Below are 21,541 nucleotides of genomic sequence, written 5' to 3' on the forward strand. Positions count from 1 at the left end.
ACCTATGATAAGTGGCTTCGAACGAAAATCTATTTCACTTTGTGCGCTATAGGCATGAATTTTAAGCATTTTGAGCTACTTAGCGAGGGCGCATTAGCTTTCCACCTCAGACTTCAGCCTTGCATCAGAAATCCAGGTGGAAAGTCGCCTGAGCGATGTAATCCCATGCCACACGAGTTCAGCCTCTGGTTGAGCAGTCACGCGCATACGATGACCCATCGTCAGACGGGTATCCACCCTCAAAAGGGGAAGTATGCTTTAGCTAAACAGGGCGTGAATACGCTGCTCCAGCGCCTTAATTTCCATAGCCATTCAGCCGTCCGGGTGTTTAAGTGGTTATAATAAAAAATAAAAACTTTGCTTAAAAAATTTTTCTGTGCCTAAATAGCGTCATCGGTTTGGAATACAGACCTTATTAAAGCAGTTTAGTAAAGCAGTCCTCAGTTCAGGTGTTATCAATAGATACTCTTCTTCGTGAGCCTCCTCCTAAGTGCCAAATAAGTTACTCTCTAAATACAGGCCATCATCGCCGCGCTTAGTGGCTCAAAAAATAAGGAATTATCTATGTCTAATAAAATGACTGGTTTAGTAAAATGGTTTAACTCTGATAAAGGTTTTGGCTTTATCACTCCTGACGACGGCAGCAAAGATGTATTCGTACACTTCTCTGCTATTCAGAGCGACAGCTACAAATCTCTTGATGAAGGCCAGAAAGTGTCCTTCACCATTGAAAATGGCGCTAAAGGCCCAGCAGCGGGTAACGTTTCTCCGCTGTAAGTCGCCCACATTGTCGGTGAGCCTTACGATAGCGATGAAGACGCGAGTCTGAGCAGTTAAGCTTCACCGATAATAAAAAAACCCGCCGAGTGCGGGTTTTTTTATGGCTTCAGGATGGTGATAGGCTGTCTATTATTCCGTTTGACCGGCCTGTTTTCAAAAAAGCTTAACCTTCACCCGGAGGTGGGGTGCGGTCCCGAAGGCTGTGTTCCTGTGATAAACGCCAGAAATCATGTCCTGCCGGATACTGATATAAGCGGAGCGAGAACTGACCGGCGACAGCGGTGATGTATTCAAATATCGCTGACTGAGTATTCTCATACTCCATCCACAGTACGGAAGAGGTAAAGCAATAAATTTCCAGGGGAATACCCGACGGCGTAGGCTTCAGCGTTCTCACCACAATATACATATCTTTGATAATATCAGGCCGATCGGCGAGCCAGGCCATCAGGTAGTGCCGAAAGAGCGTTAAATTTGTCAGGCCATTATCCATAAACCAACTGTCCGGTATGCCCATGGGATCACGCCCGTCGATGAGTTTTGCCAGCGGTTCATTCGTGCCGCGCAGGGCCAGCATCGGGGCCAGCGTTTCCTGCGTGAGAAATGTAACGGAGTGCTGATCGATCGTGGTGCTGCGCATAATCCGGCGTGCGCCTGACGAAAACATGGCCTGCCAGTTGGTATACGTTTCGGTCAGAAAGTTTTTGGTCGGGATACGCGAGATCGTGTTATCCCAGTTACGGATAGTAATGGTGTGCAGCGCAATGTCGGTCACTTCGCCACTCAGGTTTTTATCGGGCATTTCAATCCAGTCCCCCAACTGCAGGACGTCATTTGACGAAAGCTGGATATTGGCAACGAGCGAAAGCAGGGTATGCTGAAAGACTAACATCAGCACGGCCGCCACGGCCCCGAGGCTGGAAATAATAATCGCGGGGGATTTATTCGACATGACGGCAAGGATCATGATCGCGGCAATGACGTGAATAAATATTTTCCCTATCTGGATATAGCCTTTGATAGAGTGATTTTTACGCTTCGTCTTGCGTAAATATGAGCTGTTGACAATATCCAGCATCTCATTGAAGAAAACCGACAGAAAAATAAAGAATAGAATCCCACAAATGGTATTTATTGCCGTCACCAGCGATGCAGGCATATTGGGCATAAACTGCAGGACGTAATAAACGATAATAACCGGAATGAAATTCGACAGCTTTTCGGCTATGCGACGATCTTTTTCCAGCGGGACATCCTGTTTATGGCTGGCAAAGAAGACCTTACGAACGATTTTTATGAGCAGGAATTTACACATCAGGTGCGCAAAGAAACCTGAGATGACCAACAGAATAAGATTAAATCCAATGGCCAGAGCCGGATTGCTTTCTATAAATGTTAATAAATAATCCAAGTACACCATCGCTTATCGCCTGAATAAGTATGCCATTTTGTATTAACCTTATTCAAAAGATAAATACAAAGATTTAACCAAATCATATAATGGCATATCCGGTACAGACAAGTCCACGACCTGAATCCTAAGTCGCACAGACCTATTTTGTTTCGGCCGGTAACTTTATTTCCAGAACCGTTCCAGGCAATAAAAGCAGACGATGTCCACCTTCAGCATTTGGATCGCTAAAACATATATCCTCTCCCTGCTCGGTACCGAAGCAGGGAGAGGGGCGTAACATTCTCTGCAGAAGTGGAAGAGGGTGGCACGCCGCGTCGCGCTTAGTCGTGGATTTTTACACCCAGACACCCGCGAACAAACTCAGGGTTAAAGTGTTTAACCGCATCGCCAACATAGCCTAAGTCGAGCGAACTGATTTGCGCCATTTCGGCATCAGTCAGAGAGATGTCCCAGATGGCCAGGTTCTCTTCAATCCGGTTCTGGTGCGTGGATTTAGGAATGACGGTAACGCCACGTTGCACATTCCAGCGCAGAATGATCTGAGCGATGGTTTTTTGATGCGCTTCGGCGATCCCCTTGAGCATTTCATTTTCGTACGGTTTGTGCCTTCCGCCGCCAAGTGGTGCCCAGGCTTCTGGCTGAACGTTGTAATATTTCATGGTCTCGAGCGCGTCAGATTGCGCAAAGTAAGGGTGTAATTCCACCTGATTTACCATGGGCTTAATTCTGACCGTTTCACAGAAGTTGGTGAGCACATGGGCGTAGAAATTAGACACGCCAATCGCTTTTAGCTTTCCGGCATCATACGCATCTTCCAAAGCCCGCCACGCGCTGAAATAATCGCGCATTGCCTGATGCAATAAGTAGAGATCGAAATAGTCTAATCCCGATTTTTTTAACGAGGCCTCAATACCGGCTTTGGCGGTCTCGTAGCTTGCCATGTCCTGCACCCACAGCTTAGAGGTAATAAATAACTCCTCGCGGGTACACAGATCTTCAGCGATGGCTTCACGAACGGCATCGCCCACGGCGTCTTCATTGCCGTACACTGCTGCGGTATCAATGAGGCGATAGCCTGTACGAATGGCGCTCAGCACTGACTGTTTACATTCTTCTTTATCGGTGACCTGAAAAACACCAAAACCCGCCATCGGCATTCTGAGGTTGTTGCTTAATACTGTATATTCCACTGAAGAGTCCCTCCACCCTGTTTAGACACCATTCAAAAGTATAAACAGAACCACGACGAACCCGTGGTAATCGTATTTATTCTTTCAAATCGCTGAATACGCTGGTCTACACCCTGTCGGGAATAAACCAGAATGACATCTGATTACTGAACCGTATAACCGCCATCAATTGCCAGAGCCTGTCCGGTGACGAAACTGGCATCGGAACTGCACAACCATAAGACGGCGCGCGCGATCTCTTCGGGCTCGCCCAGGCGACCAATTGGCTGCAGTTTCATGAGCTCGGCCATTGCGTCAGGCTCGCTGTTCAGCATATTTTCGACCATTGGCGTGCGGATAATGCCGGGACAAACGGCGTTGATCTGTATTCCACGTGCGGCATATTCCAGCGCTGCGCTTTTGGTCAGCCCGAGGACGCCATGCTTTGTCGCATGATAAACGCCGCGCCCGGCAATGCCGACCAGCCCGCCCAGAGACGAACAGTTAACGATAGCGCCACTTTTCTGACGGCGCATTTGTTGCAGCTCATATTTCATGCAGTTCCAGATACCCCGCAGGTTAATCGCGTTGACGCGATCAAACTCTTCGCCGCTGGCATCTGCGGTTTCTGCAATGGGGCTCTGAATACCGGCGTTGTTATAGGCGGCGTCGAGCTGACCAAACGCCTGTACTGCGTTCTCAATCATGCGTCTGACCTGCTCTTCGTCAGTCACGTCGCAGACAACGGGTTTCACGGTATACCCTTCAGCCAGTAGCGCATCCGCTTCGCGAGATAACGCATCCTCGCGAATATCCGCCATCACCACCGTTGCGCCAGATTCGCAAAATGCCCTGACGGTCGCGAGCCCCATACCGGAAGCCGCGCCGGTGACCAGCGCCACCTTGCCACTAAAATCATACTTAACCATTTGATACCTCTTACCGTGGAATCACGTGCAATGCAGACGTCTCACGTTGTGTAAAAGTATTCTGCGGGAAATGTGATGTTGTTAAAACTGACTAAATCAAAATGCAGTAATGAGGAATTTTCATAAATTAGATAGACTGCTTCTCGTACAGCGCAGGCGGCCGTCATTTATAATGAACGCCATACCGCCAGAACGCTTTTCGTCTGAAGAGACAGTGTATTGGGATGAATCAGCCACCCATTTTTTCCGGATATCAGAGGCCCAGATTGGCACGAGAAAATCTTAATGACTTAATGGCTTTTATTGCCGTTGCGCGCGAAAAAAGCTTCACCAAAGCTGCGGCCCAATTAGGCGTGTCGCAGTCAGCCCTGAGCCATACTATGCGTACCCTCGAATCTCGTCTGGGGATGAAACTGCTGACTCGCACCACGCGCAGTATTGCGTTAACCGATATTGGTCAGTCCATGCTGGATGACCTGGGGCCTTACATCGATGGTATTCAGGGTCGTTTGCAGTCCCTGAAAGATCTCAACAGCAAACCCGCGGGTACGGTGCGTATATCAACGTCAGATTATGCTATCGGGTCTGTTATCTGGCCGAAGCTGGAACCGCTGCTTAAAGAATATCCTGACATTAGTCTGGAGCTGATTGATGACTATGCCTTGACGGATATTGTTTCCGGGCGGTTTGATGCAGGAACCCGTCTGGGGGAACAGATCTCCAACGGCATGATTTCCGTGCGTATTGGCCCGGATGTCCGTTTTGCCGTGGTCGGCTCACCTGATTATTTTTCCCGCAATCCTCAGCCGCAGCACCCTAACGATCTGATTGATTACAACTGCATCAACCTGCGGTTTCCGACGCATGGCAATTTATACGTCTGGGAATTTGAAAAAGAGGGTAAAAGCCTGAACGTGAAAGTCACTGGCCAGCTGGTCTTTAGCCGGATCTATCAGTGCCTTCAGGCTGCAGTGGAAGGGTACGGCCTGGCGCATGTTCCGCGTGATATCGCAGAAAAGCATATTGCCCGTGGGGAGCTTATTAGCGTGCTCGACGACTGGTGCCCCTACTGGGATGGCTATTATATTTACTATCCCGAGAACCGAAATCTATCGAAAGCATTCCAGCTGGTGGTCGACGCGCTACGCCATTACAAACATCCCTGAAGAGAGACGTTTGTCAGCAACGCAAAGCCAGGCCCATCATCCGGTGCCTGGCGTTTACAGTTGCGTGGCTAAATGTCAGGCATTATCCCTGCCGGCAAACACCTCTTTAAAGACCGGCATCGCCGAGAAAACATTGGGCCAGCCCGCAACAAAGGCCAGTTGCGTCAGGACTTCGGACGCCTGGGTCCGGGTTAAACCATTGTCCATGGCGCGGTTGAGATGGTAAGGAACCTGGGCCACCTGGCCGGCAGTGACCAACGCACTGACCGTGATCAGACTTCTGTCCCGAGGCGCCAGTCCGGGCCTGAGCCACAGGTTCTGGAATAGCGCGTCGGTCGTGTATTTCACTATGCCCGGCGAGACCTTGCCAAAGTTTGATTCAACCAGCGTGGCACGCTTGTTTTCCGACTCCTCATCCAGCGGCAGGAAATCCACCTTTCCGCCTGGCAAGGAAGCGGTATCAATATGGCGTTGCGCAAACAGCTGACGCGTGATCAGCGCCGCAGAGGTGGCTTTCGGCCAGCCGGCGTAAAAAGCCAGGTGGGTGATTGTCTCTGAGATTTCCGCAGGTTTTACGCCGCTGTCCAGCGCCACGTTGAGGTAGTGGGGAAGTTCCGCCGTATCATTGCGGCTGATCAGCGCTGCAACCGTCACCAGGCTTCGATCGCGTCGCGACAGTTCCGGGCGATTCCAGAGATCTTTTTCAATAAACTGTTCTGAATAGGCAGCCATTGCTGGCGCGACCTGGGTTACAGCGTCCCGTGAGTCTTCCGGTTTCATTGTCGAACTCCTGTTTTGAGTAGTCTGGGAGACACATCCGTTAATCAATAAGAGTGAAACGATAAGCAGGGCGGTTCTGTTCAGCATTAATGCCCTCCCGCCTGCAGGTACTGCGCATCGCTGACTTTTTCAAGCCAGTTCACGTTTTGCCCCTGCTCATTCGATTCCTGAATGGCCATATGCACCATCGTGGTTTTATCCGTTGCGCCGTGCCAGTGTTTAACCCCTGGCGGGCATTGAATGACATCCCCGGCGTGCACGGTTTTTCGCTCCTGCCCCCACTCCTGCACCCAGCCCGTCCCGGACGTGACCACCAGTGTTTGCCCAAGCGGATGGGTATGCCAGTCGGAACGTGCGCCGGGCACGAAGGTGACATACGCGGCGCCTGTTCTTTGCGGGGCGACAGGTGAGAAGAGGGGGTCAATGTAAGCACGTCCGGTAAAGTGATCAGCGGGTTCGGCAACCGTCGCGCGACTGCCCGTTTCAGACACGGTCATTTGAGCTGAAGGGGTGGTTTCGCTGTGTGCGGACATACCTGCAAATACCAATAGTGATGCTGCTACAGAGGTGAAACGGATCATCATACTCTCCTGTTGTGAATGAAACGGCAAACCCGGTACCGGGAAAAAGAGAAGGGAATAAATGTGTTGTGATGAGATTTGCCGGCTGTGCCGGAAATACATATTCGGGCGGCTACTTATCCGTCAGTAGCTCAAATCGGGCAGTATATTCAGCAGGTGATACGGGCAAGGCATCCGGTTCGTCTAATTGCCCCAGCGTAATTAATCCCGACGCATATCCGTGTGCTTTATAGAAAATCGCCAGATTTCCCCACTGGGCATATAGCGTGATATCACCCTTAGCGGCCGCGGTTCCCGCGGGTGCGCCGGCCGTGGACAGGCGGCGAGGAAGATCGCTGATTTTCTCTTCCCCGGCATAATCTTTCAGCTGCAGCGTGAGGGGCAACAGTGCGATAAAGTCACGACTGGTTTGGCTGCTATTTAACGTTGCGGTCAGCGTCTTGTCGTTGAGTATAATTTTTATCTTCATCGGGTTTTCCTGTATGAGTTCGTTGCGCCAGCCGGCATTCGTCTGCAGTCATTGGCAACTATTCTTAACAGAAATAAACCGCGTGTTAATAGGCGTTATCAGAATAGAAAAATGAATAAATTTCATTAATCCGATCCGGGAAGCAAAATGTTTGTTATCGGCAGATACAGGCCTCAGGGTCTGGCAACGTGGCGTAACCAGTGCCCAACGCCTTCAGCAGCAGCGTCAATTGCGCCGGCCAGATAACCCGAAAATTGCGGTGACCATTCGCTGGCAATCCCGGTTAATTTATCAGCCCATTCTTCCTGCGCCGGAACCTGTTGAGGCTGTGCGTGCCCGACGTCCTGCTGCAGGTCAAATTCTGTCGTCGTAAACGGATCGGCGGCCCAGTCTTTTATCCACTCGGCTTCAGGCTCTGCCGCGTCTTCTCCGAAGAGTCGCACCAGTTGCTCCCGGCAGAGTCGCTTGAGTTCGGCCTCGCTCACCGTCCATCGCGATTTTGCCGGTACGCCAATAAAACCAAAGATAGCCGTTTTGCCGGTATCGGGCTCTGACACATCGTGAATTTCAACCATTGGACCCACACGGCTGCTTACATCACCGGAGAGATGCTGTGCCTGCAAAAAGTCGGTCTGGTACAGGGCGACATATTTTGCGTGAGGCGCCATCCAGGTTGGCGTTTTACGCCAGTGTGAAAGGACCCGCTCCGGCAATGCTGGCTCGAACGTCATTTTTGCTGCCAGTGCGGGAGGCAGGGCGAGGAAAACGTGTTCACCGGTGAAAAGTGAGCCTTCGCCCGTTTCGGACTGCGTCGCGACCTGCATACCCTCGCCGAGACGGGAAATAGAAACCACCTGATGGTCTGACTTAATCTTCTGCGCCGGGATCTGGCGTGTTAATGCGCTCGTCAGCGTCTGCATTCCACCCTGAAGCCTGAACGACTCCGGTGATGTCACATAGGCAGGATAACGTTGCGCAGGGGACGTCGTCTGGCGTTCATAAAGCATATCCCCTGGTCGCCCCTGAGGGAGAGGCGTTAATCCAAGTTGATGAACCAGGTGTGCGAAGTCAGGCTGAATTTCCGGCCAGAACCAGGTCGCCCCATGTCCACATGAACCCCATCAGGCGTGTTTGCTAACGCCTGACCTGAAAGTACGCGACCGCCGGTTCTTTTCCTCGCTTCCAGTATCACGTAATCCACTCCCGCTTTTTCAAGCAGTGTGCCCGCATACAGGCCGCTGACACCCGCACCAATGATAATAACGCTGCCTTTCATGGTATCGCTCCGGTCAGTGTAGTCGGGCTGAGATGTCCCGTTTTAAGATAAAAAAGTGCCCCAGAGGCGGCGGCCGTCAGCGCCGGCAAATCGCCTTCAGGAAATCTGAGCCAGCTTCCTTTCAGGTAACGACCTTCCGGTGCGCTGATTTCACCTTCGAGAAGCAGGAGCTCGGCTCCTCCGGCGAGCGGAGCGCAGAAGAGTCGTTCACCCGGTGCGATCCTCTGAAGCTGGGTGGTTTCCGCTACGCTTGCGAACAGGGGACAAAGGAGTCTGTGCGGCTGGCCGTGCCAGCGACTCGCCTCGTTGGTATTGATCCTGACCGGTTCCTGTTCTTCGGCGGCGAACTGGCGCAGCTTAACGAACAGGGTGGTGCCGTCACGACTGGACGGTCGATGCGACGAGCCGTCCGGGCTGCGCAGATACCAGCCAGCCGGATAATCGGTTCCGTTTTCCGTAAAGGTACCGCTCAGCACCAGGATCTCTTCTCCGCCGGGGTGGGTGTGCTCAGGAAACACAGAATCAGGGGCATACCTGACAAGGCTGGTTGCGCGGGCCTGCTCGCGGCCAATGCGATCAAGCATGACGCGCTCCACACCGGGTTGCGGGGAGGGCACCCAGCGGTAGTCATCAGGAGTAATGATGGCTCGCTGTGAAAAATCAGAATTCAGTAACATCATAGTCAGTCATTAAACGGCACCGCAGGCGGTGCCGTATGCAGGTTTATTTTGTTGGCAGGTTGTCAAAAACATCCAGAGCCCGGGCGGTGTAGGTTAACGCAGCACCGGCGTTCAGACTGATGGCAACGGAAAGCGCTTCAGCTATCTCTTCACGCGTTGCGCCTTTCTTAACCGCAGCTTCCACATGTACCGCCAGGCAACCATCACAGCGAGTGGTAACGGCAACAGCCAGCGCAATCAGTTCGTGGGTCTTGGGATCAAGGTGCTGATTTTCAGAAGCCCCTTTATCCATCTGCTGTAAGCCTTTCATAAATTCAGGCTGCAGTCTGGCAAATTTCCCGACGGTGGCCAGCAGGCTGGTGCGATATTCATTCCAGTTTAAAAACATTCATAGCTCCGGTACGTGTAGGTTTCAGAAAATGCCCGTTACAGGACGTCGTAAATGCGGATTTCAGGCGCGCTGTTCAGATATGGTTTCAGTGCTTCAACGACGTCCTGGGTGAAAAGCGGACTGCTGAGATACGCCTGTGCCTGGGACACGGTTTTAAATCCGTGCAGGACCTGTACGTCCTCGTCACGAACAAGCAGTTCTTTAGAGGTGGCACCGTCGATGGTGGTCAGGAACGGGGTTTTGTATTGCTGGTAGACCCCGGCGGCTGCCGCACGGTTTTCATTACTGATATCAAGGCTGATTTGCAGATAAGCCATCGTTCTCTCCTTCGCTCAGGGTTAAGGCAAGGCGGCCAGATAAGGTACCGGTCTGCTTTACCGTTCGTTGAGGGCGATTATGAGAAAGCCGGTTATCTTCAACAAATCAGTTAATCTTGCGTTGCAGAAAAGAAAAACTATGTCGGGCGTCTGAGGAAGGAAGCATCATGCCGGTACGCGATGACCCTTGCTGCATGATGCTTAAAAAAGGGGGAGTTAAGGATTGTCAGAGACCACGTCATGAAGAAGCCAGTCGTGAAATATTTTTACTTCTTCACGCATGGCGGTGTGCTGCGGGGTCACCAGGTAGTAAGACCATGTTAACGGCCAGCGATGGTCTGGGTGCAATTGAACCAATTGCCCGGTTTCAATCAGCTGTTTCACCAGCGCGTGACGTACAATCGCCACCCCCCGGCCGCTCAGGGCCGAGAGAATCACGGCGGAGGTGGAGTTAATATGCAGCCTGCTTTCCAGCGCGCCAGGGGCATTGACGGTACGGAGAACGTCGTCCCATGAGGGAAAATTCGCGCCCGGGTGCGGCGTGTCATCGTGGATCAGCTTCTGCGTGGCGAGCCAGTCACCACAGGCAATTTTCTCCGGAGGCACCAGGCGGGGGCTACAGACCAGCACCGCCTCTTCATCCATCAGCCAGGTTTTATTCACGCCGGGCCAGTCTCCCTGTCCGCAGCGAATGCCGATATCCGCCTCGCCGTGCGATACGTCCATCAGCTTTTCCGTGACGTTAAGCCGCAGATCGATTGTGTCATGCGTTTCTGAGAACCGGTTAAGACGCTCCATCAGCCAGTTCATCATCAATACCTGAGAGGCGGTGACGACCACGACAGAACGTGCGCGACGTCCGCGCAGTTTGTTTAACCCGCTTTCCAGCTTGTCCAGGCCCTGCGTAATGTCCTGCAGCGCATCCTGAGCCTCATCCACCAGCGTCAGGCGCTCCTTACCCGACCGCGTACGGCGAAGCAGCGGGTGGCCAACCCAGTCTTCGAGCGAACGAACAAGCTGGCCTACTGCGGCAGGCGTCACGCCAAGCTCTTGTGCCGCACCGGTAAAGCTACCGTGACGGGCGGTCGCTTCAAAAGCATGTAGCCATTTAAGTCTGTTCAGGGAACGCATTGCAGGTACTCCGATTTATTCTTTCTTTCAGTATACCTGAACGAAGAAGATTTTCTTTCCTGTGTCGCAATTTCTTCTCAGTCGTCAACCCTGATGCAGGGTGGCATTCTGGATGCACACGATGAGGAGCGAGGCTTTTCATCAATGACAACCAAATGTTTTAAAAGAGGTTAGCGATGAACGCATCTTTTGCCGGTAAAAAGCTGTTAGTGGTCGGTGGTACAAGCGGTATGGGCTTCGAAACGGCGAAGCGGGTTCTGAAAAACGGTGGCAGCGTGGTGCTGGTGGGGAACCGCAAGGACAAAGCGGAGCAGGCTCGTCAGGCGCTGGCGGTCGACGGGCCGGTATCCATCATCGTGGCTGACCTGATGAAAGAAGAGGGTATGCAGCACGTGATGAATACCATCAATGCTGAACATAAAGACATCAGCCTGCTGGTCAATGCCGCTGGCGTGTTCTTCCCGAAACCGTTTACTGAACATGAAGCGTCAGATTACGACATGTACATGAGCATCAACCGCGCGAACTTCTTCATCACCCGTGATGTGGTGCGCAATATGATTGATGCCGGTATTAAAGGCTCCATCGTCAATATCGGCTCTATGTGGGCACAGCAGGCCATCGGGGCCACGCCGTCTTCCGCATATTCCATGGCGAAAGCCGGCCTGCATGCGTGGACCAAAAACCTGGCTATTGAGCTGGGCGGGAAAGGCATTCGCGTCAATGCCGTGTCTCCGGCCGTTGTTCACACGCCAATTTATGAAGGCTTCATCCCGAAAGACGATGTAAAAGAGGTGATGAACAGCTTCGACAGCTTCCATCCGATTGGCCGCGTGGGTACGCCGGGCGATGTGGCTGAAACGGTTGCCTTCCTGCTTTCTGACAAGACAGGCTGGGTCACCGGCGCAATCTGGGACATTGACGGCGGCGTCATGGCTGGCCGTAACGCATAATACACCGCTCATCACAGGTGATACCGTGAATAAAACTTTTCGTGCTATGCAGGTTTCCTCGCCGGGTATGCTTGAAATGGTCGTTAGACCGTTGCCCGAGCCGGGGCCCGAGGACGTACTGATTAAAATTGAGGTATGCGGGGTTTGTGGTGCCGATCTTCAGGACGCGGAGAAGGTACCGGAAGCGGGGCAGCCCGGGCGCATTCCGGGCCATGAAATTGTGGGCCACATTACCCGGAAAGGAGATGCAGTTCCCGGGATCTGGCACACCGGTCAGCGCGTGGGCGTCGGGCGTCTTGGGGGATATTGCCAGCATTGCCCGCCTTGCCGTAACGGGCTTTTTCACCTGTGTGAAAATCAGCTAACGCCGGGGCTGAGCTGTGACGGAGGTTACGCCGAGTATGTTGTTATCCGCCATACCGCGCTGATTGCCATTCCTTCAGCGCTCACTTCCGTTCACGCGGCCCCGATCTTGTGCGCCGGTACGGCAACCTTTAACGCGTTGCGTCAATCCGGTGCCAGCGCGGGAGACAGGGTGGCTATTCTCGGTATTGGTGGCTTAGGCCATATGGCGATTCAGTACGCCCGGAGGATGGGGTTTGAGGTTATCGTGATTGCGCGCGGCAGTGAAAAGGCACATGACGCTTTACAGCTGGGCGCCCATCACTATATCGATGCGCAGACGGAAAACGCGGCGGAACGGTTGAGAGCGGAAGGCGGCGTCGAGATTATTGTGGCGACTGCCCCGGATGCAGACGCGGTTTCAGCGTTATTGCCAGCCCTGGCCCCCAGAGGAAAAGCGATCCTGTTGGGTGCCGGACGCACACCGTTGCAGGTCATGCCGGGTATGATGATTGGCGCGGAACGCACCCTGACAGGTTCATTTGTCAGCACCCCGTCGCAAACCGAACGCGCACTGCGTTTCAGCCACCTCTTTCAGACGCTGCCAGTCACAGAGCTGATGCCCTTTGAACAGGCAAATGAGGCGCTCGACAGGTTACGGCAGGGAAAGGCGCGCTACCGGATAGTGCTTACGATGAACCCGGATAACTGATCGGCAGAAACACCGTCTGGCGGGGAGCCAGACGGTGGAGAGGTTACGCTTTACGCGTTCCCGCTTTCATTGCGCTCACAAACGTTTTCAGCTCAGCCAGCATTTGCTCTGGCTTGTCCACGTTCTTCTCAATGATTTTAACGATAGCGGAGCCTGAAATTGCACCGGCTGCGTTAGCGTCAATTGCCGCCGTGACCTGATCGGGAGATGAAATCCCAAAGCCCTGCAGCGGAGGGGCCGCGTGGTATTCAGCCAGCTTCTCGACCAGATGATGCAGAGGCAGCGCCGCTTTGTTCTCCGCGCCGGTTACACCCGCACGGGAGAGCAGGTAGGTATACCCGCGACCATAAGAGGCAATCTGGCGCAGCAGTTCATCATCGGCGTTTGGCGGGCAGATGAAGATAGGTGCCACGTTATGGCGCATCGCCGCCTGGCGGAACGGCGCAGATTCTTCAACCGGTACGTCTGCCACCAGCACCGAGTCAACGCCCACGCGCGCGCATTCTGCATAAAAGGTATCAATACCGCGACTGAAGACCAGGTTGGCATACATTAACAGGCCAATCGGAATGGTCGGGTGCTTCTGGCGGATAGCGGCCAGCATCTCGAAACATTGCCCCGGGGTGACACCGGCCGCGAATGCCCGCAGCGTTGCGTTCTGGATAGTCGGGCCATCGGCCAGAGGATCGGAAAACGGAATACCCAGTTCCAGCGCATCGGCACCGGCCTCAATCAGGGTGTCGATAATTTTCAGCGACTGCTCAGGACCCGGATCACCCAGCGTCACGAAGGGAACGAACGCGCCTTCCTGGCGAGATTTCAGTGCTGCAAATGCGTTATCGTAGCGTTCCATCAGATTTCCCCTCGTGCTTTCAAAATATCGTGAACGGTGAAGATATCTTTATCACCGCGACCGGAAAGGTTAACCACCAGCAATTGCTCTTTTTCCGGGTTCTCTTTCATCATTTTTAGCGCATGCGCCAGGGCGTGAGAGGACTCCAGAGCAGGAATGATCCCTTCGTGGCGACAGAGCGTTTTAAACGCCTCCAGGGCTTCGTCATCGGTAATGGAAACGTAGTCTGCACGACCGGTACTGTTCAGGAAGGCATGCTGAGGCCCAACGGAAGGGAAATCGAGGCCTGCCGAGATAGAGTATGACTCTTCAATCTGGCCGTCATCGGTCTGCATCATCGGCGCTTTCATACCGAAGTAGATCCCGACGCGACCATGTTTCAACGGTGCGCCGTGCTCACCGGTTTCAATCCCGTGTCCTGCAGGTTCAACGCCAATCAGCCCGACGCTGGTTTCGTCGATGAAATCAGCGAACATGCCGATAGCGTTAGAGCCACCGCCAACGCAGGCGATCACCGCATCCGGCAGGCGACCCTCTTTTTCCAGGATCTGCGCTTTGGTCTCTTCGCCAATCATGCGCTGGAATTCACGCACAATCGTCGGGAACGGGTGCGGGCCTGCAGCGGTGCCGAGCATATAGTGCGCGGTTTCATAGCTGCCAGACCAGTCGCGCAGCGCTTCGTTACACGCATCCTTCAGCGTCGCGGAGCCGCTGTGCACCGGGATCACTTCAGCGCCCATCAGACGCATACGGAATACGTTAGGTGACTGGCGCTCAACGTCTTTTGCGCCCATGTAAATGCGGCATTTCAGACCGAGAAGGGCGCTGGCAAGGGCTGATGCCACCCCGTGCTGGCCTGCGCCAGTTTCAGCGATGATTTCGGTTTTACCCATCCGTTTTGCAAGCAGCGCCTGACCCAACACCTGGTTGGTTTTATGCGCACCGCCGTGCAGCAAATCTTCACGCTTAAGATACAACGTGGTTTTGGTGCCTTCTGTCAGGTTACGGCATTTCGTCAGGGCCGTTGGACGGCCAGCGTAGTTTTTCAGCAGGTCGGTAAACTCAGCCTGAAACGCCGGATCTTTCTGCGCGCTCACGAACGCTTCTTCCAGCTGGCGCAGGGCGGGCATCAGGATTTGCGGGACGTACATCCCGCCGAACTCACCAAAATAGGGGTTTAGTAATGTCGTCATCTTCTCTTCCTTAATATGCACGCAGAGTTTTAAATACCGAGGCCAGCTTACTGGCATCTTTGATGCCCGGTTGCGACTCTACGCCTGAATTGAAATCGAGGCCCGCGCAGCCCGCTTTGGCGGCTTCCACGCAGTTATCCGGGCTAAGTCCACCCGCCAGCAAAACATTGTCCAGCACTTCGCCGTGCAACAGGGACCAGTCAAAACGCTGTCCCGTGCCGCCCTGGCCATTATCGAGTACGTATTTATCAACATGATTCAGGTTACGCTCAGGCAACCTGTCGCCCACGCTCTGCGCTTTCCAGATTTGCACCTGAGGTGCCAGCGCGCTTCGCAGGGAATCGATATAGGCCTGATCTTCGTTGCCATGAAGCTGTACCGCATGCAGAGATAACGCTTCGGCTTTTGCTACCACGTCGGCGATATCCGCGTTGCGAAAGACCCCCACATAGCTGAGTGGCGCTGCCGTCATCACCTGACGCGCCTGCGCTTCGGTCACCACGCGCGGGGAAGAGGCGACAAAAATCAGCCCGCCGTAAATCGCACCGGCGTCATACGCAGCCAGGGCATCCTCTTCACGGGTTAAGCCGCACACTTTGTTTTCACCCAAGAGTACGCGGCGCACCGCGGCATTGAGATCGTCATGTTCCATCATTGCAGAACCAATCAGGAAACCGTTGGCGAAATGGCTCAGCTCGCGGACCTGAGCGTAGCTGTTAATACCGGATTCACTGATCACGGTGACGCCAGAGCCCAGACGCGGCGCCAGCTGGCGCGTGCGGTTCAGGTCAATCGACAGGTCACGCAGATCGCGGTTGTTGATGCCGACCACTTTGGCTTTCAGCGCAATGGCGCGTTCCAGCTCCTCTTCGTTGCTCACTTCGGTCAGCACGCCCATGTTCAGACTGTGCGCGACCGCAGCGAGCTGGCGATACTGTTCGTCATCCAGCACTGAGAGCATCAGCAGGCAGGCATCGGCCTGGTAAAAGCGAGCGAGCCAAATCTGATACGGGTCGATAATAAAGTCTTTGCACAGGATCGGTTGTGGCGCGATCCCGCTGACAACAGGCAGGAAATCGAAGCTGCCCTGGAAATACTTCTCATCCGTCAGCACGGAGATGGCTGACGCATGATGTTTGTAGATACCGGCAATTCGCGCCGGATCGAAATCGTCACGGATAACGCCTTTCGACGGAGACGCTTTTTTGCACTCAAGAATAAACGCGGTGCGTGCGCCCTGCAGAGCATCATAGAAACGACGGCTGCTCGGGACAACGTCATTCTGGAAGCTGGCCAGCGGCTGCTGTGCTTTACGTGCTTCCACCCAGATGGCCTTATCGGCAACGATTTTCGCTAAAACGGTCTGCATTCTTTACCCTCTTGCCGCAAGTGCGGTAACGCGATCGTAAGCTGCACCTGAGCGCAGTACGTTCAGAACTTTTTGTGCGTTGGCTTTGAGATCTTCCTCGCCGTGCAAACGCATCAGCATCGCGACGTTGGCAGCCACGGCGGCCTCGTGGGCGACCTCTCCTTTACCTTGTAATAAGCGCGTCAGAATGTCACGGTTTTCTTCAGGCGTGCCGCCCGCCAGCGCTTCCTGATGGTAAGGCGTTAAACCAAAGTCGCTCGCCTCCAGCTGATAGCTCAGGATTTCACCGTCGCGAAGTTCGGCCACCAGCGTTGGCGCATGCAGCGACACTTCATCCATTCCCCCACTGTGAACCACCGCGGCACGTTGATAACCCAGCACGCGCAGGGTCTCTGCAATCGGCAGAACCAGCTCCGGGCTGTAGACGCCAATTAGCGCCAGCGGCGGATGGGCCGGGTTGATCAGCGGGCCGAGCACGTTAAACAGCGTGCGGGTTTTAAGCTGCTGGCGAACCGGCATCGCATGGCGGAAACCGGTGTGATATTTCGGCGCAAACAGGAAGCAGACGCCCAGGTCGTCCAGGGCTTCACGCGAACGTTCGGCGTTCATCTCGAGGTTGATACCGAATGCGGCCAGCAGATCTGACGATCCCGACCGGCTGGAGACGCTGCGGTTACCGTGCTTTGCCACTTTCAAACCACAGGCAGCCGCCACGAAGGCGCTGGCGGTGGAGATATTGATGCTGTTGCTGCCGTCACCACCGGTACCGACGATATCCGCAAACATATAGTCCGGGCGCGGGAACGGGGCGGCATTTTCCAGCAGCGCCGTTGCCGCACCGGCAATTTCCTGCGGGCTTTCACCGCGAACTTTCATGCTCACCAGCGCGGCCGCCAGTTGTTCAGGCTTCAGTTCACCGCGAACCACGGCGGAGAAGAGCTGGTGGCTCTCCTGCTGGCTCAGGGTCTGTGCCTGGTACAATTTTTCCAGAACAGGTTGCAGGGTGTTGGTCTGTTCCAGTTTCTGCAGCGCCCAGTCCAGGGTCTGTTCCAGCAGACGCGCGCCGTGAGAGGTGAGGATTGACTCCGGATGGAACTGCATCCCACAGACACGATCGGTATCGTGACGTACGGCCATCACCATGCCTTCGAACGAGGCGTTAATGGTCAGGCCTGCCGGGATGTTGCTGCCGACCAGCGAGTGGTAGCGCGCCACCGGCAGCGGATTCGGCAGCCCGGCAAACATCGCCTGACCGTCATGTTCAATGCTGGAGGCTTTACCGTGCAGGATTTCACCCGCCTGGCCGACGTATCCGCCATAGGCTTCAACAATCGCCTGATGCCCCAGGCAGATGCCGATAATAGGCAACTTGCCGCGCATACGGGTCAGCAGTTCAGGCATACAGCCCGCTTCACTGGGGGCGCCGGGGCCAGGAGAGAGCATCAGCACCGGGTTTTGCATGGTTGCCAGACGCTCAATCAGGGTTTGCGCCGGCACGTGGTTACGATAGATAACGACGTTGTGACCATTCGCACGCAGCTGATCTGCCAGGTTATAGGTAAAGGAGTCGATGTTATCGAGCAGCAGAATGTCAGCCATCAGAAAATCTCCTGTGCATGGTGTGCGGTAGCGATGGCGCGCAATACCGCGCGAGCTTTATTGCGCGTTTCGTCAGCTTCAGACTGCGGAACAGAATCAAGAACCACCCCGGCGCCCGCCTGGACGGTGGCAATGCCGTCTTCAACATAGGCAGAGCGGATAACGATGCAGGTATCAAGGTCACCGTGCGCAGTGAAATAACCCACCGCACCGCCATAGCTGCCGCGACGACGCCCTTCGGCGGCGGCGATAAGCTGCATCGCACGGACTTTCGGCGCACCGCTCAGGGTGCCCATGTTCATGCAGGCGCGATAGGCGTGCAGCACGTCGAGGTCGTTGCGCAGTTCACCCACCACGCGGGAGACCAGGTGCATCACGAAGGAGTAACGGTCGACTTTCGTTAAGTCAGCCACATAGCGGCTGCCGGGAGTACAAATGCGGGCCAGGTCGTTACGCGCCAGGTCGACCAGCATCAGGTGCTCGGAGAGCTCTTTGTGGTCGGTGCGCATTTCCAGTTCGATACGGCTGTCGAGATCGCGATCCAGAGAGCCATCGGCGCGACGCCCGCGCGGGCGTGTACCGGCAATCGGGTAGATCTCGATCTGGCGGCTGGTGGCGTCGTATTTCAGGGAGCTTTCCGGTGACGCACCAAACAGGGTGAACTCGTTGTCCTGCATAAAGAACATATACGGGCTTGGGTTGCTCTTTTTCAGCACGTCATAGGCCGCCAGCGGCGACGGGCAGGGCAGTGAGAAACGTCGGGACGGGACGACCTGGAAAATTTCACCGGCGCGAATCGCCTTTTGCATCTGACGCACCACGGCACCGTACTGATCGTCGGTCTGGTTAACCTCACAGGTCATCTTCTCTACATGCTGAACCGGCAGAGCGGGTGGCGCTTCGGTCATTTGCTGTTGCAGCTGAGCAATGCGCTGCTCAAGACGTGTTTTCTCGGTCACGGATGGCGTGAACAGGCTCGCCTGAATACGGGTGTATTTTTTCTGATGGTCGATCACCAGCAGGGTTTCGGCCAGGTAGAAGCAGTAGTCAGGGCAGCGGTTGCCCTGTTCGGTTTCCGGCAGGTCTTCGAAACCGGCGACCAGATCGTAAGCAAACAGCCCGCCAAAGAACATCGCTTCGCGTTCATCTTCTGGTACCGAGACCAGGTTTTGCAACAGGCGGAAGGCATCGAAGACTGACAAAGAACAGAGGCGTGCATCTTCGTCCAGCAGTTGGCTGACCGGCGGGAAATGCAGTACCCGCACTTCCGGGTGACTTTCATTCTCGATGCCCGCTGGCAGGGAAGCGTCCAGCAGTGGCAGCAGCGCGGCACCGTTCTCAGAGAGCGCTTTTATCGTGACAGTGTCACCCAGCGCGGTAATGCGCAATGCGCTGTCGACCAGCAGCAGGCTCTTAAGATCATCTTTACTGTCAATATCCGCGGATTCCAGCAGCAACGTTGCCGGACGCGCACCGCAGACCTGATGAAACAGCGCGGTTGGGTTGTGGCGATAGACCGCCTCGCAGGTCAGCAATTCGAGGTGTGGTTTGGCTGTTTGCATTATGTTGTTCTCATTTATTCTGTTCAAAAAAAAGCCCGCTTAGTCGCGGGCTGGGTATCTGTTTGCATTTCGCAGACGTGTGACACTGCCCGATAATCAGGATGTGCGCCACCAACCGTGCAGAGTGAAATGCGCTGTCATTTTCAGATACCTTTCTCGTGTGAACTTGCGTACTAGTTAACTAGTTCGATGGCAAGTTGTCAACCCTTGATTTCAGAATTTCGCGCCAAGCCGTTATCATAGGGGTTTCGGATGTCTTTAACCTGCTATGGGAAGTGCTTTGAGCGATACCACCTACGCCGTAATTTATGATTTACACAGCCATACTCAGGCCTCTGATGGCCTGCTGACACCCGAAGCCCTGGTTCATCGCGCCGTTGAAATGCGTGTCGGCACGCTGGCGATAACCGATCACGATACGACAGATGCCATTCCCGCGGCGCGCGCCGAAATTGCCCGCAGCGGACTGGCGCTGAATCTGGTGCCCGGCGTCGAAATTTCGACAGTCTGGGAAAATCACGAAATACACATTGTTGGCCTCAATATCGATATTGAACATCCGGCAATGCGTGCGTTTTTGCAAGAACAAAAATCGCGCCGCAACGAACGCGCCGAAATGATTGGTGAGCGACTGGAAAAAGCGCATATTCCCGGAGCGCTGGAAGGTGCACAGAAACTGGCAAACGGTGGGGCGGTGACGCGCGGCCATTTTGCCCGTTTTCTGGTTGAGGCGGGCAAAGCCACGACGATGGCGGACGTGTTTAAAAAATATCTGGCACGCGGGAAAACCGGTTACGTTCCGCCACAGTGGTGTACAATAAAACAAGCTATTGATGTCATTCATCATTCTGGCGGTAAGGCCGTGCTCGCCCATCCGGGGCGGTATAATCTTTCTGCTAAGTGGCTGAAAAGACTGCTGGCACACTTTGCCGAATGTGGCGGTGAGGCGATGGAAGTCGCCCAGTGTCAGCAGGCGCCCAATGAGCGTGCGCAGCTTGCGACCTACGCTCGTCAGTTCGGTCTGCTGGGTTCGCAAGGGTCGGATTTCCATCAGCCCTGTGCGTGGATCGAGCTGGGACGCAAGCTCTGGTTGCCCGCAGGCGTTGAGCCCGTCTGGCAGCTCTGGGAACAGCCGCAGAAAATTGAAGAGAGGGAAGTATGAGTCAGTTTTTCTATATTCATCCGGATAACCCGCAGCCACGCTTAATTAATCAGGCCGTGGAGATCGTTCGCAAAGGCGGCGTGATTGTCTACCCGACCGATTCTGGCTACGCGCTGGGCTGTAAAATTGAAGACAAAGGGGCGATGGAGCGCATTTGCCGCATTCGTCAGCTGCCGGACGGCCATAACTTTACCCTGATGTGCCGCGATCTTTCCGAACTGTCGACCTACGCGTATGTCGATAACGTGGCGTTTCGTCTGATCAAAAATAACACGCCGGGCAACTACACCTTTATTCTTAAAGGAACCAAGGAAGTGCCGCGCCGACTGTTACAGGAAAAGCGTAAAACCATCGGGATGCGCGTACCGTCCAACCCGATTGCGCAGGCGCTGCTGGAAACCCTCGGCGAGCCGATGCTTTCGACTTCTTTAATGTTGCCTGGCAGCGAGTTCACCGAATCCGATCCCGAAGAGATTAAAGACCGTCTGGAAAAGGTGGTCGAGTTAATTATTCATGGTGGCTACCTTGGTCAGCAGCCAACCACCGTTGTTGACTTAACCGAAGATGCGCCAGAAGTAATTCGTGAAGGCGTGGGTGATGTTAAGCCTTTCTTGTAAGGGTGTAAGCAGATATACTACGCGGCCATCAAAGCAGGGCTGAGCCCTCTTTTGACCTGATTCGACGCCTGTGAAGGCGACACCTGAGGAAGCTCA

23 protein-coding genes, 1 pseudogene and 1 other annotated feature are annotated in these 21,541 nt (G+C 54.3%); of the genes and pseudogenes, 6 read left to right on the top strand and 18 right to left on the bottom strand.

Annotated features, from left to right (window positions below):
* The first annotated feature begins 564 nt into the window (after positions 1-564).
* The gene (gene cspA / locus HV157_RS00420; protein ID WP_014170400.1) at positions 565-777 is read left to right on the top strand and encodes an RNA chaperone/antiterminator CspA; all 213 of its coding nucleotides are present in this window, start codon (positions 565-567) and stop codon (positions 775-777) included.
* 166 nt (positions 778-943) lie between these two features.
* Here the strand turns inward: cspA and HV157_RS26125 are convergent, their stop codons facing one another.
* The 4 genes and pseudogenes from HV157_RS26125 to HV157_RS00435 form a co-directional block, all read right to left on the bottom strand.
* Positions 944-1,858, bottom strand: coding sequence for a mechanosensitive ion channel domain-containing protein (locus tag HV157_RS26125; RefSeq protein WP_223862528.1), 915 nt, complete (start codon positions 1,856-1,858; stop codon positions 944-946).
* Positions 1,780-2,200, bottom strand: a pseudogene (locus HV157_RS26130) (hypothetical protein). The gene HV157_RS26125 and the pseudogene HV157_RS26130 overlap by 79 nt, the downstream one beginning before the upstream one ends.
* 314 nt (positions 2,201-2,514) lie before the next feature.
* Entirely contained in the window at positions 2,515-3,384 is an 870-nt protein-coding gene (locus tag HV157_RS00430) for an aldo/keto reductase (protein WP_182268639.1), read from the bottom strand.
* Between the two features lie 143 nt (positions 3,385-3,527).
* Positions 3,528-4,292 (bottom strand): glucose 1-dehydrogenase, encoded by a 765-nt coding sequence (locus HV157_RS00435; RefSeq protein WP_014170397.1) that lies wholly within the window; start codon positions 4,290-4,292, stop codon positions 3,528-3,530.
* Between the two features lie 266 nt (positions 4,293-4,558).
* Here HV157_RS00435 and HV157_RS00440 point away from each other — a divergent pair, with 266 nt between their 5' ends.
* On the top strand, positions 4,559-5,458 hold the full coding sequence (locus tag HV157_RS00440; RefSeq protein WP_014170396.1) for a LysR family transcriptional regulator: 900 nt from the start codon (positions 4,559-4,561) through the stop codon (positions 5,456-5,458).
* A 75-nt stretch (positions 5,459-5,533) separates the two neighbouring features.
* On the opposite strand, the gene HV157_RS00445 is transcribed toward HV157_RS00440, so the two are convergent.
* From HV157_RS00445 to HV157_RS00480, 9 genes are all read right to left on the bottom strand, one after another.
* The gene (locus tag HV157_RS00445) at positions 5,534-6,325 is read right to left on the bottom strand and encodes a carboxymuconolactone decarboxylase family protein (protein ID WP_182268638.1); all 792 of its coding nucleotides are present in this window, start codon (positions 6,323-6,325) and stop codon (positions 5,534-5,536) included.
* On the bottom strand, positions 6,325-6,822 hold the full coding sequence (locus tag HV157_RS00450; RefSeq protein WP_232937587.1) for a cupin domain-containing protein: 498 nt from the start codon (positions 6,820-6,822) through the stop codon (positions 6,325-6,327). Before HV157_RS00450 ends, HV157_RS00445 begins: the two co-directional genes overlap by 1 nt.
* A gap of 109 nt (positions 6,823-6,931) precedes the next feature.
* Positions 6,932-7,288 (bottom strand): cyclophilin-like fold protein, encoded by a 357-nt coding sequence (locus tag HV157_RS00455; protein WP_182268637.1) that lies wholly within the window; start codon positions 7,286-7,288, stop codon positions 6,932-6,934.
* Positions 7,289-7,461: 173 nt separating this feature from the next.
* Positions 7,462-8,295, bottom strand: coding sequence for an FAD-dependent oxidoreductase (locus HV157_RS00460; RefSeq protein WP_233100365.1), 834 nt, complete (start codon positions 8,293-8,295; stop codon positions 7,462-7,464).
* Positions 8,296-8,324: 29 nt separating this feature from the next.
* Complete coding sequence (locus HV157_RS26135) at positions 8,325-8,564, bottom strand: NAD(P)-binding protein (protein ID WP_233100366.1); 240 nt, start codon at positions 8,562-8,564, stop codon at positions 8,325-8,327.
* A complete protein-coding gene (locus HV157_RS00465; protein ID WP_198922389.1) occupies positions 8,561-9,244 on the bottom strand; it encodes a cupin domain-containing protein in 684 nt (227 codons plus the stop codon). Before HV157_RS00465 ends, HV157_RS26135 begins: the two co-directional genes overlap by 4 nt.
* A 43-nt stretch (positions 9,245-9,287) precedes the next feature.
* A complete protein-coding gene (locus tag HV157_RS00470; RefSeq protein WP_014170390.1) occupies positions 9,288-9,632 on the bottom strand; it encodes a carboxymuconolactone decarboxylase family protein in 345 nt (114 codons plus the stop codon).
* A gap of 38 nt (positions 9,633-9,670) precedes the next feature.
* Positions 9,671-9,952, bottom strand: coding sequence for a hypothetical protein (locus HV157_RS00475; RefSeq protein ID WP_014170391.1), 282 nt, complete (start codon positions 9,950-9,952; stop codon positions 9,671-9,673).
* 216 nt (positions 9,953-10,168) lie between these two features.
* Positions 10,169-11,083: a LysR substrate-binding domain-containing protein gene (locus tag HV157_RS00480; protein ID WP_014170388.1), complete on the bottom strand. Its 915-nt coding sequence runs from the start codon at positions 11,081-11,083 to the stop codon at positions 10,169-10,171.
* A gap of 176 nt (positions 11,084-11,259) precedes the next feature.
* On the opposite strand from HV157_RS00480, the gene HV157_RS00485 reads away from it, so the two are divergent.
* Positions 11,260-12,036, top strand: a complete 777-nt coding sequence (locus HV157_RS00485) for an SDR family oxidoreductase (RefSeq protein ID WP_182268636.1) — start codon at positions 11,260-11,262, stop codon at positions 12,034-12,036.
* A gap of 25 nt (positions 12,037-12,061) precedes the next feature.
* Complete coding sequence (locus tag HV157_RS00490) at positions 12,062-13,090, top strand: alcohol dehydrogenase catalytic domain-containing protein (protein WP_182268635.1); 1,029 nt, start codon at positions 12,062-12,064, stop codon at positions 13,088-13,090.
* Positions 13,091-13,133: 43 nt separating this feature from the next.
* Here the strand turns inward: HV157_RS00490 and trpA are convergent, their stop codons facing one another.
* The 5 genes from trpA to HV157_RS00515 are packed head-to-tail and all read right to left on the bottom strand — an operon-like array spanning position 13,134 to position 19,666.
* Positions 13,134-13,943, bottom strand: a complete 810-nt coding sequence (gene trpA, locus HV157_RS00495; protein WP_182268634.1) for a tryptophan synthase subunit alpha — start codon at positions 13,941-13,943, stop codon at positions 13,134-13,136.
* The gene (gene trpB, locus HV157_RS00500) at positions 13,943-15,136 is read right to left on the bottom strand and encodes a tryptophan synthase subunit beta (protein ID WP_020882431.1); all 1,194 of its coding nucleotides are present in this window, start codon (positions 15,134-15,136) and stop codon (positions 13,943-13,945) included. The genes trpA and trpB overlap by 1 nt, the downstream gene beginning before the upstream one ends.
* A gap of 10 nt (positions 15,137-15,146) precedes the next feature.
* Complete coding sequence (trpCF, locus tag HV157_RS00505) at positions 15,147-16,505, bottom strand: bifunctional indole-3-glycerol-phosphate synthase TrpC/phosphoribosylanthranilate isomerase TrpF (protein WP_063156491.1); 1,359 nt, start codon at positions 16,503-16,505, stop codon at positions 15,147-15,149.
* 3 nt (positions 16,506-16,508) lie between these two features.
* Positions 16,509-18,104, bottom strand: coding sequence for a bifunctional anthranilate synthase glutamate amidotransferase component TrpG/anthranilate phosphoribosyltransferase TrpD (trpD, locus tag HV157_RS00510; protein WP_014170382.1), 1,596 nt, complete (start codon positions 18,102-18,104; stop codon positions 16,509-16,511).
* Positions 18,104-19,666 carry an anthranilate synthase component 1 gene (locus HV157_RS00515; RefSeq protein WP_182268633.1) on the bottom strand — a complete coding sequence of 521 codons (1,563 nt, stop codon included), beginning with the start codon at positions 19,664-19,666 and terminating at the stop codon, positions 18,104-18,106. The genes trpD and HV157_RS00515 overlap by 1 nt, the downstream gene beginning before the upstream one ends.
* Positions 19,667-19,691: 25 nt before the next feature.
* Positions 19,692-19,786, bottom strand: a sequence feature (Trp leader region).
* A 148-nt stretch (positions 19,787-19,934) separates the two neighbouring features.
* On the opposite strand from HV157_RS00515, the gene rnm reads away from it, so the two are divergent.
* Both rnm and HV157_RS00530 read left to right on the top strand, forming a co-directional pair.
* Positions 19,935-20,828 carry an RNase AM gene (rnm, locus tag HV157_RS00525; protein WP_020882434.1) on the top strand — a complete coding sequence of 298 codons (894 nt, stop codon included), beginning with the start codon at positions 19,935-19,937 and terminating at the stop codon, positions 20,826-20,828.
* Positions 20,825-21,445 carry an L-threonylcarbamoyladenylate synthase gene (locus HV157_RS00530; RefSeq protein ID WP_003856793.1) on the top strand — a complete coding sequence of 207 codons (621 nt, stop codon included), beginning with the start codon at positions 20,825-20,827 and terminating at the stop codon, positions 21,443-21,445. Before rnm ends, HV157_RS00530 begins: the two co-directional genes overlap by 4 nt.
* The last annotated feature ends 96 nt before the right edge of the window (positions 21,446-21,541 follow it).

Origin of the sequence: Enterobacter sp. RHBSTW-00318 (genome assembly GCF_014101375.1) — a bacterium.
GTDB lineage: Bacteria > Pseudomonadota > Gammaproteobacteria > Enterobacterales > Enterobacteriaceae > Enterobacter > Enterobacter ludwigii.

Excerpts from the sequence above, each read along its gene's own strand:
- cspA (WP_014170400.1), top strand. The coding sequence starts at position 565 with ATGTCTAATAAAATGACTGGTTTAGTAAAATGGTTTAACTCTGATAAA.
- HV157_RS26125 (WP_223862528.1), bottom strand. The coding sequence starts at position 1,858 with ATGCTGGATATTGTCAACAGCTCATATTTACGCAAGACGAAGCGTAAA.
- HV157_RS00435 (WP_014170397.1), bottom strand. The coding sequence starts at position 4,292 with ATGGTTAAGTATGATTTTAGTGGCAAGGTGGCGCTGGTCACCGGCGCG.
- HV157_RS00445 (WP_182268638.1), bottom strand. The coding sequence starts at position 6,325 with ATGCTGAACAGAACCGCCCTGCTTATCGTTTCACTCTTATTGATTAAC.
- HV157_RS00450 (WP_232937587.1), bottom strand. The coding sequence starts at position 6,822 with ATGATGATCCGTTTCACCTCTGTAGCAGCATCACTATTGGTATTTGCA.
- HV157_RS00455 (WP_182268637.1), bottom strand. The coding sequence starts at position 7,288 with ATGAAGATAAAAATTATACTCAACGACAAGACGCTGACCGCAACGTTA.
- HV157_RS00460 (WP_233100365.1), bottom strand. The coding sequence starts at position 8,295 with ATGCTTTATGAACGCCAGACGACGTCCCCTGCGCAACGTTATCCTGCC.
- HV157_RS26135 (WP_233100366.1), bottom strand. The coding sequence starts at position 8,564 with ATGAAAGGCAGCGTTATTATCATTGGTGCGGGTGTCAGCGGCCTGTAT.
- HV157_RS00465 (WP_198922389.1), bottom strand. The coding sequence starts at position 9,244 with ATGATGTTACTGAATTCTGATTTTTCACAGCGAGCCATCATTACTCCT.
- HV157_RS00470 (WP_014170390.1), bottom strand. The coding sequence starts at position 9,632 with ATGTTTTTAAACTGGAATGAATATCGCACCAGCCTGCTGGCCACCGTC.
- HV157_RS00475 (WP_014170391.1), bottom strand. The coding sequence starts at position 9,952 with ATGGCTTATCTGCAAATCAGCCTTGATATCAGTAATGAAAACCGTGCG.
- HV157_RS00480 (WP_014170388.1), bottom strand. The coding sequence starts at position 11,083 with ATGCGTTCCCTGAACAGACTTAAATGGCTACATGCTTTTGAAGCGACC.
- HV157_RS00485 (WP_182268636.1), top strand. The coding sequence starts at position 11,260 with ATGAACGCATCTTTTGCCGGTAAAAAGCTGTTAGTGGTCGGTGGTACA.
- trpA (WP_182268634.1), bottom strand. The coding sequence starts at position 13,943 with ATGGAACGCTACGATAACGCATTTGCAGCACTGAAATCTCGCCAGGAA.
- trpB (WP_020882431.1), bottom strand. The coding sequence starts at position 15,136 with ATGACGACATTACTAAACCCCTATTTTGGTGAGTTCGGCGGGATGTAC.
- trpCF (WP_063156491.1), bottom strand. The coding sequence starts at position 16,505 with ATGCAGACCGTTTTAGCGAAAATCGTTGCCGATAAGGCCATCTGGGTG.
- trpD (WP_014170382.1), bottom strand. The coding sequence starts at position 18,104 with ATGGCTGACATTCTGCTGCTCGATAACATCGACTCCTTTACCTATAAC.
- HV157_RS00515 (WP_182268633.1), bottom strand. The coding sequence starts at position 19,666 with ATGCAAACAGCCAAACCACACCTCGAATTGCTGACCTGCGAGGCGGTC.
- rnm (WP_020882434.1), top strand. The coding sequence starts at position 19,935 with ATGGGAAGTGCTTTGAGCGATACCACCTACGCCGTAATTTATGATTTA.
- HV157_RS00530 (WP_003856793.1), top strand. The coding sequence starts at position 20,825 with ATGAGTCAGTTTTTCTATATTCATCCGGATAACCCGCAGCCACGCTTA.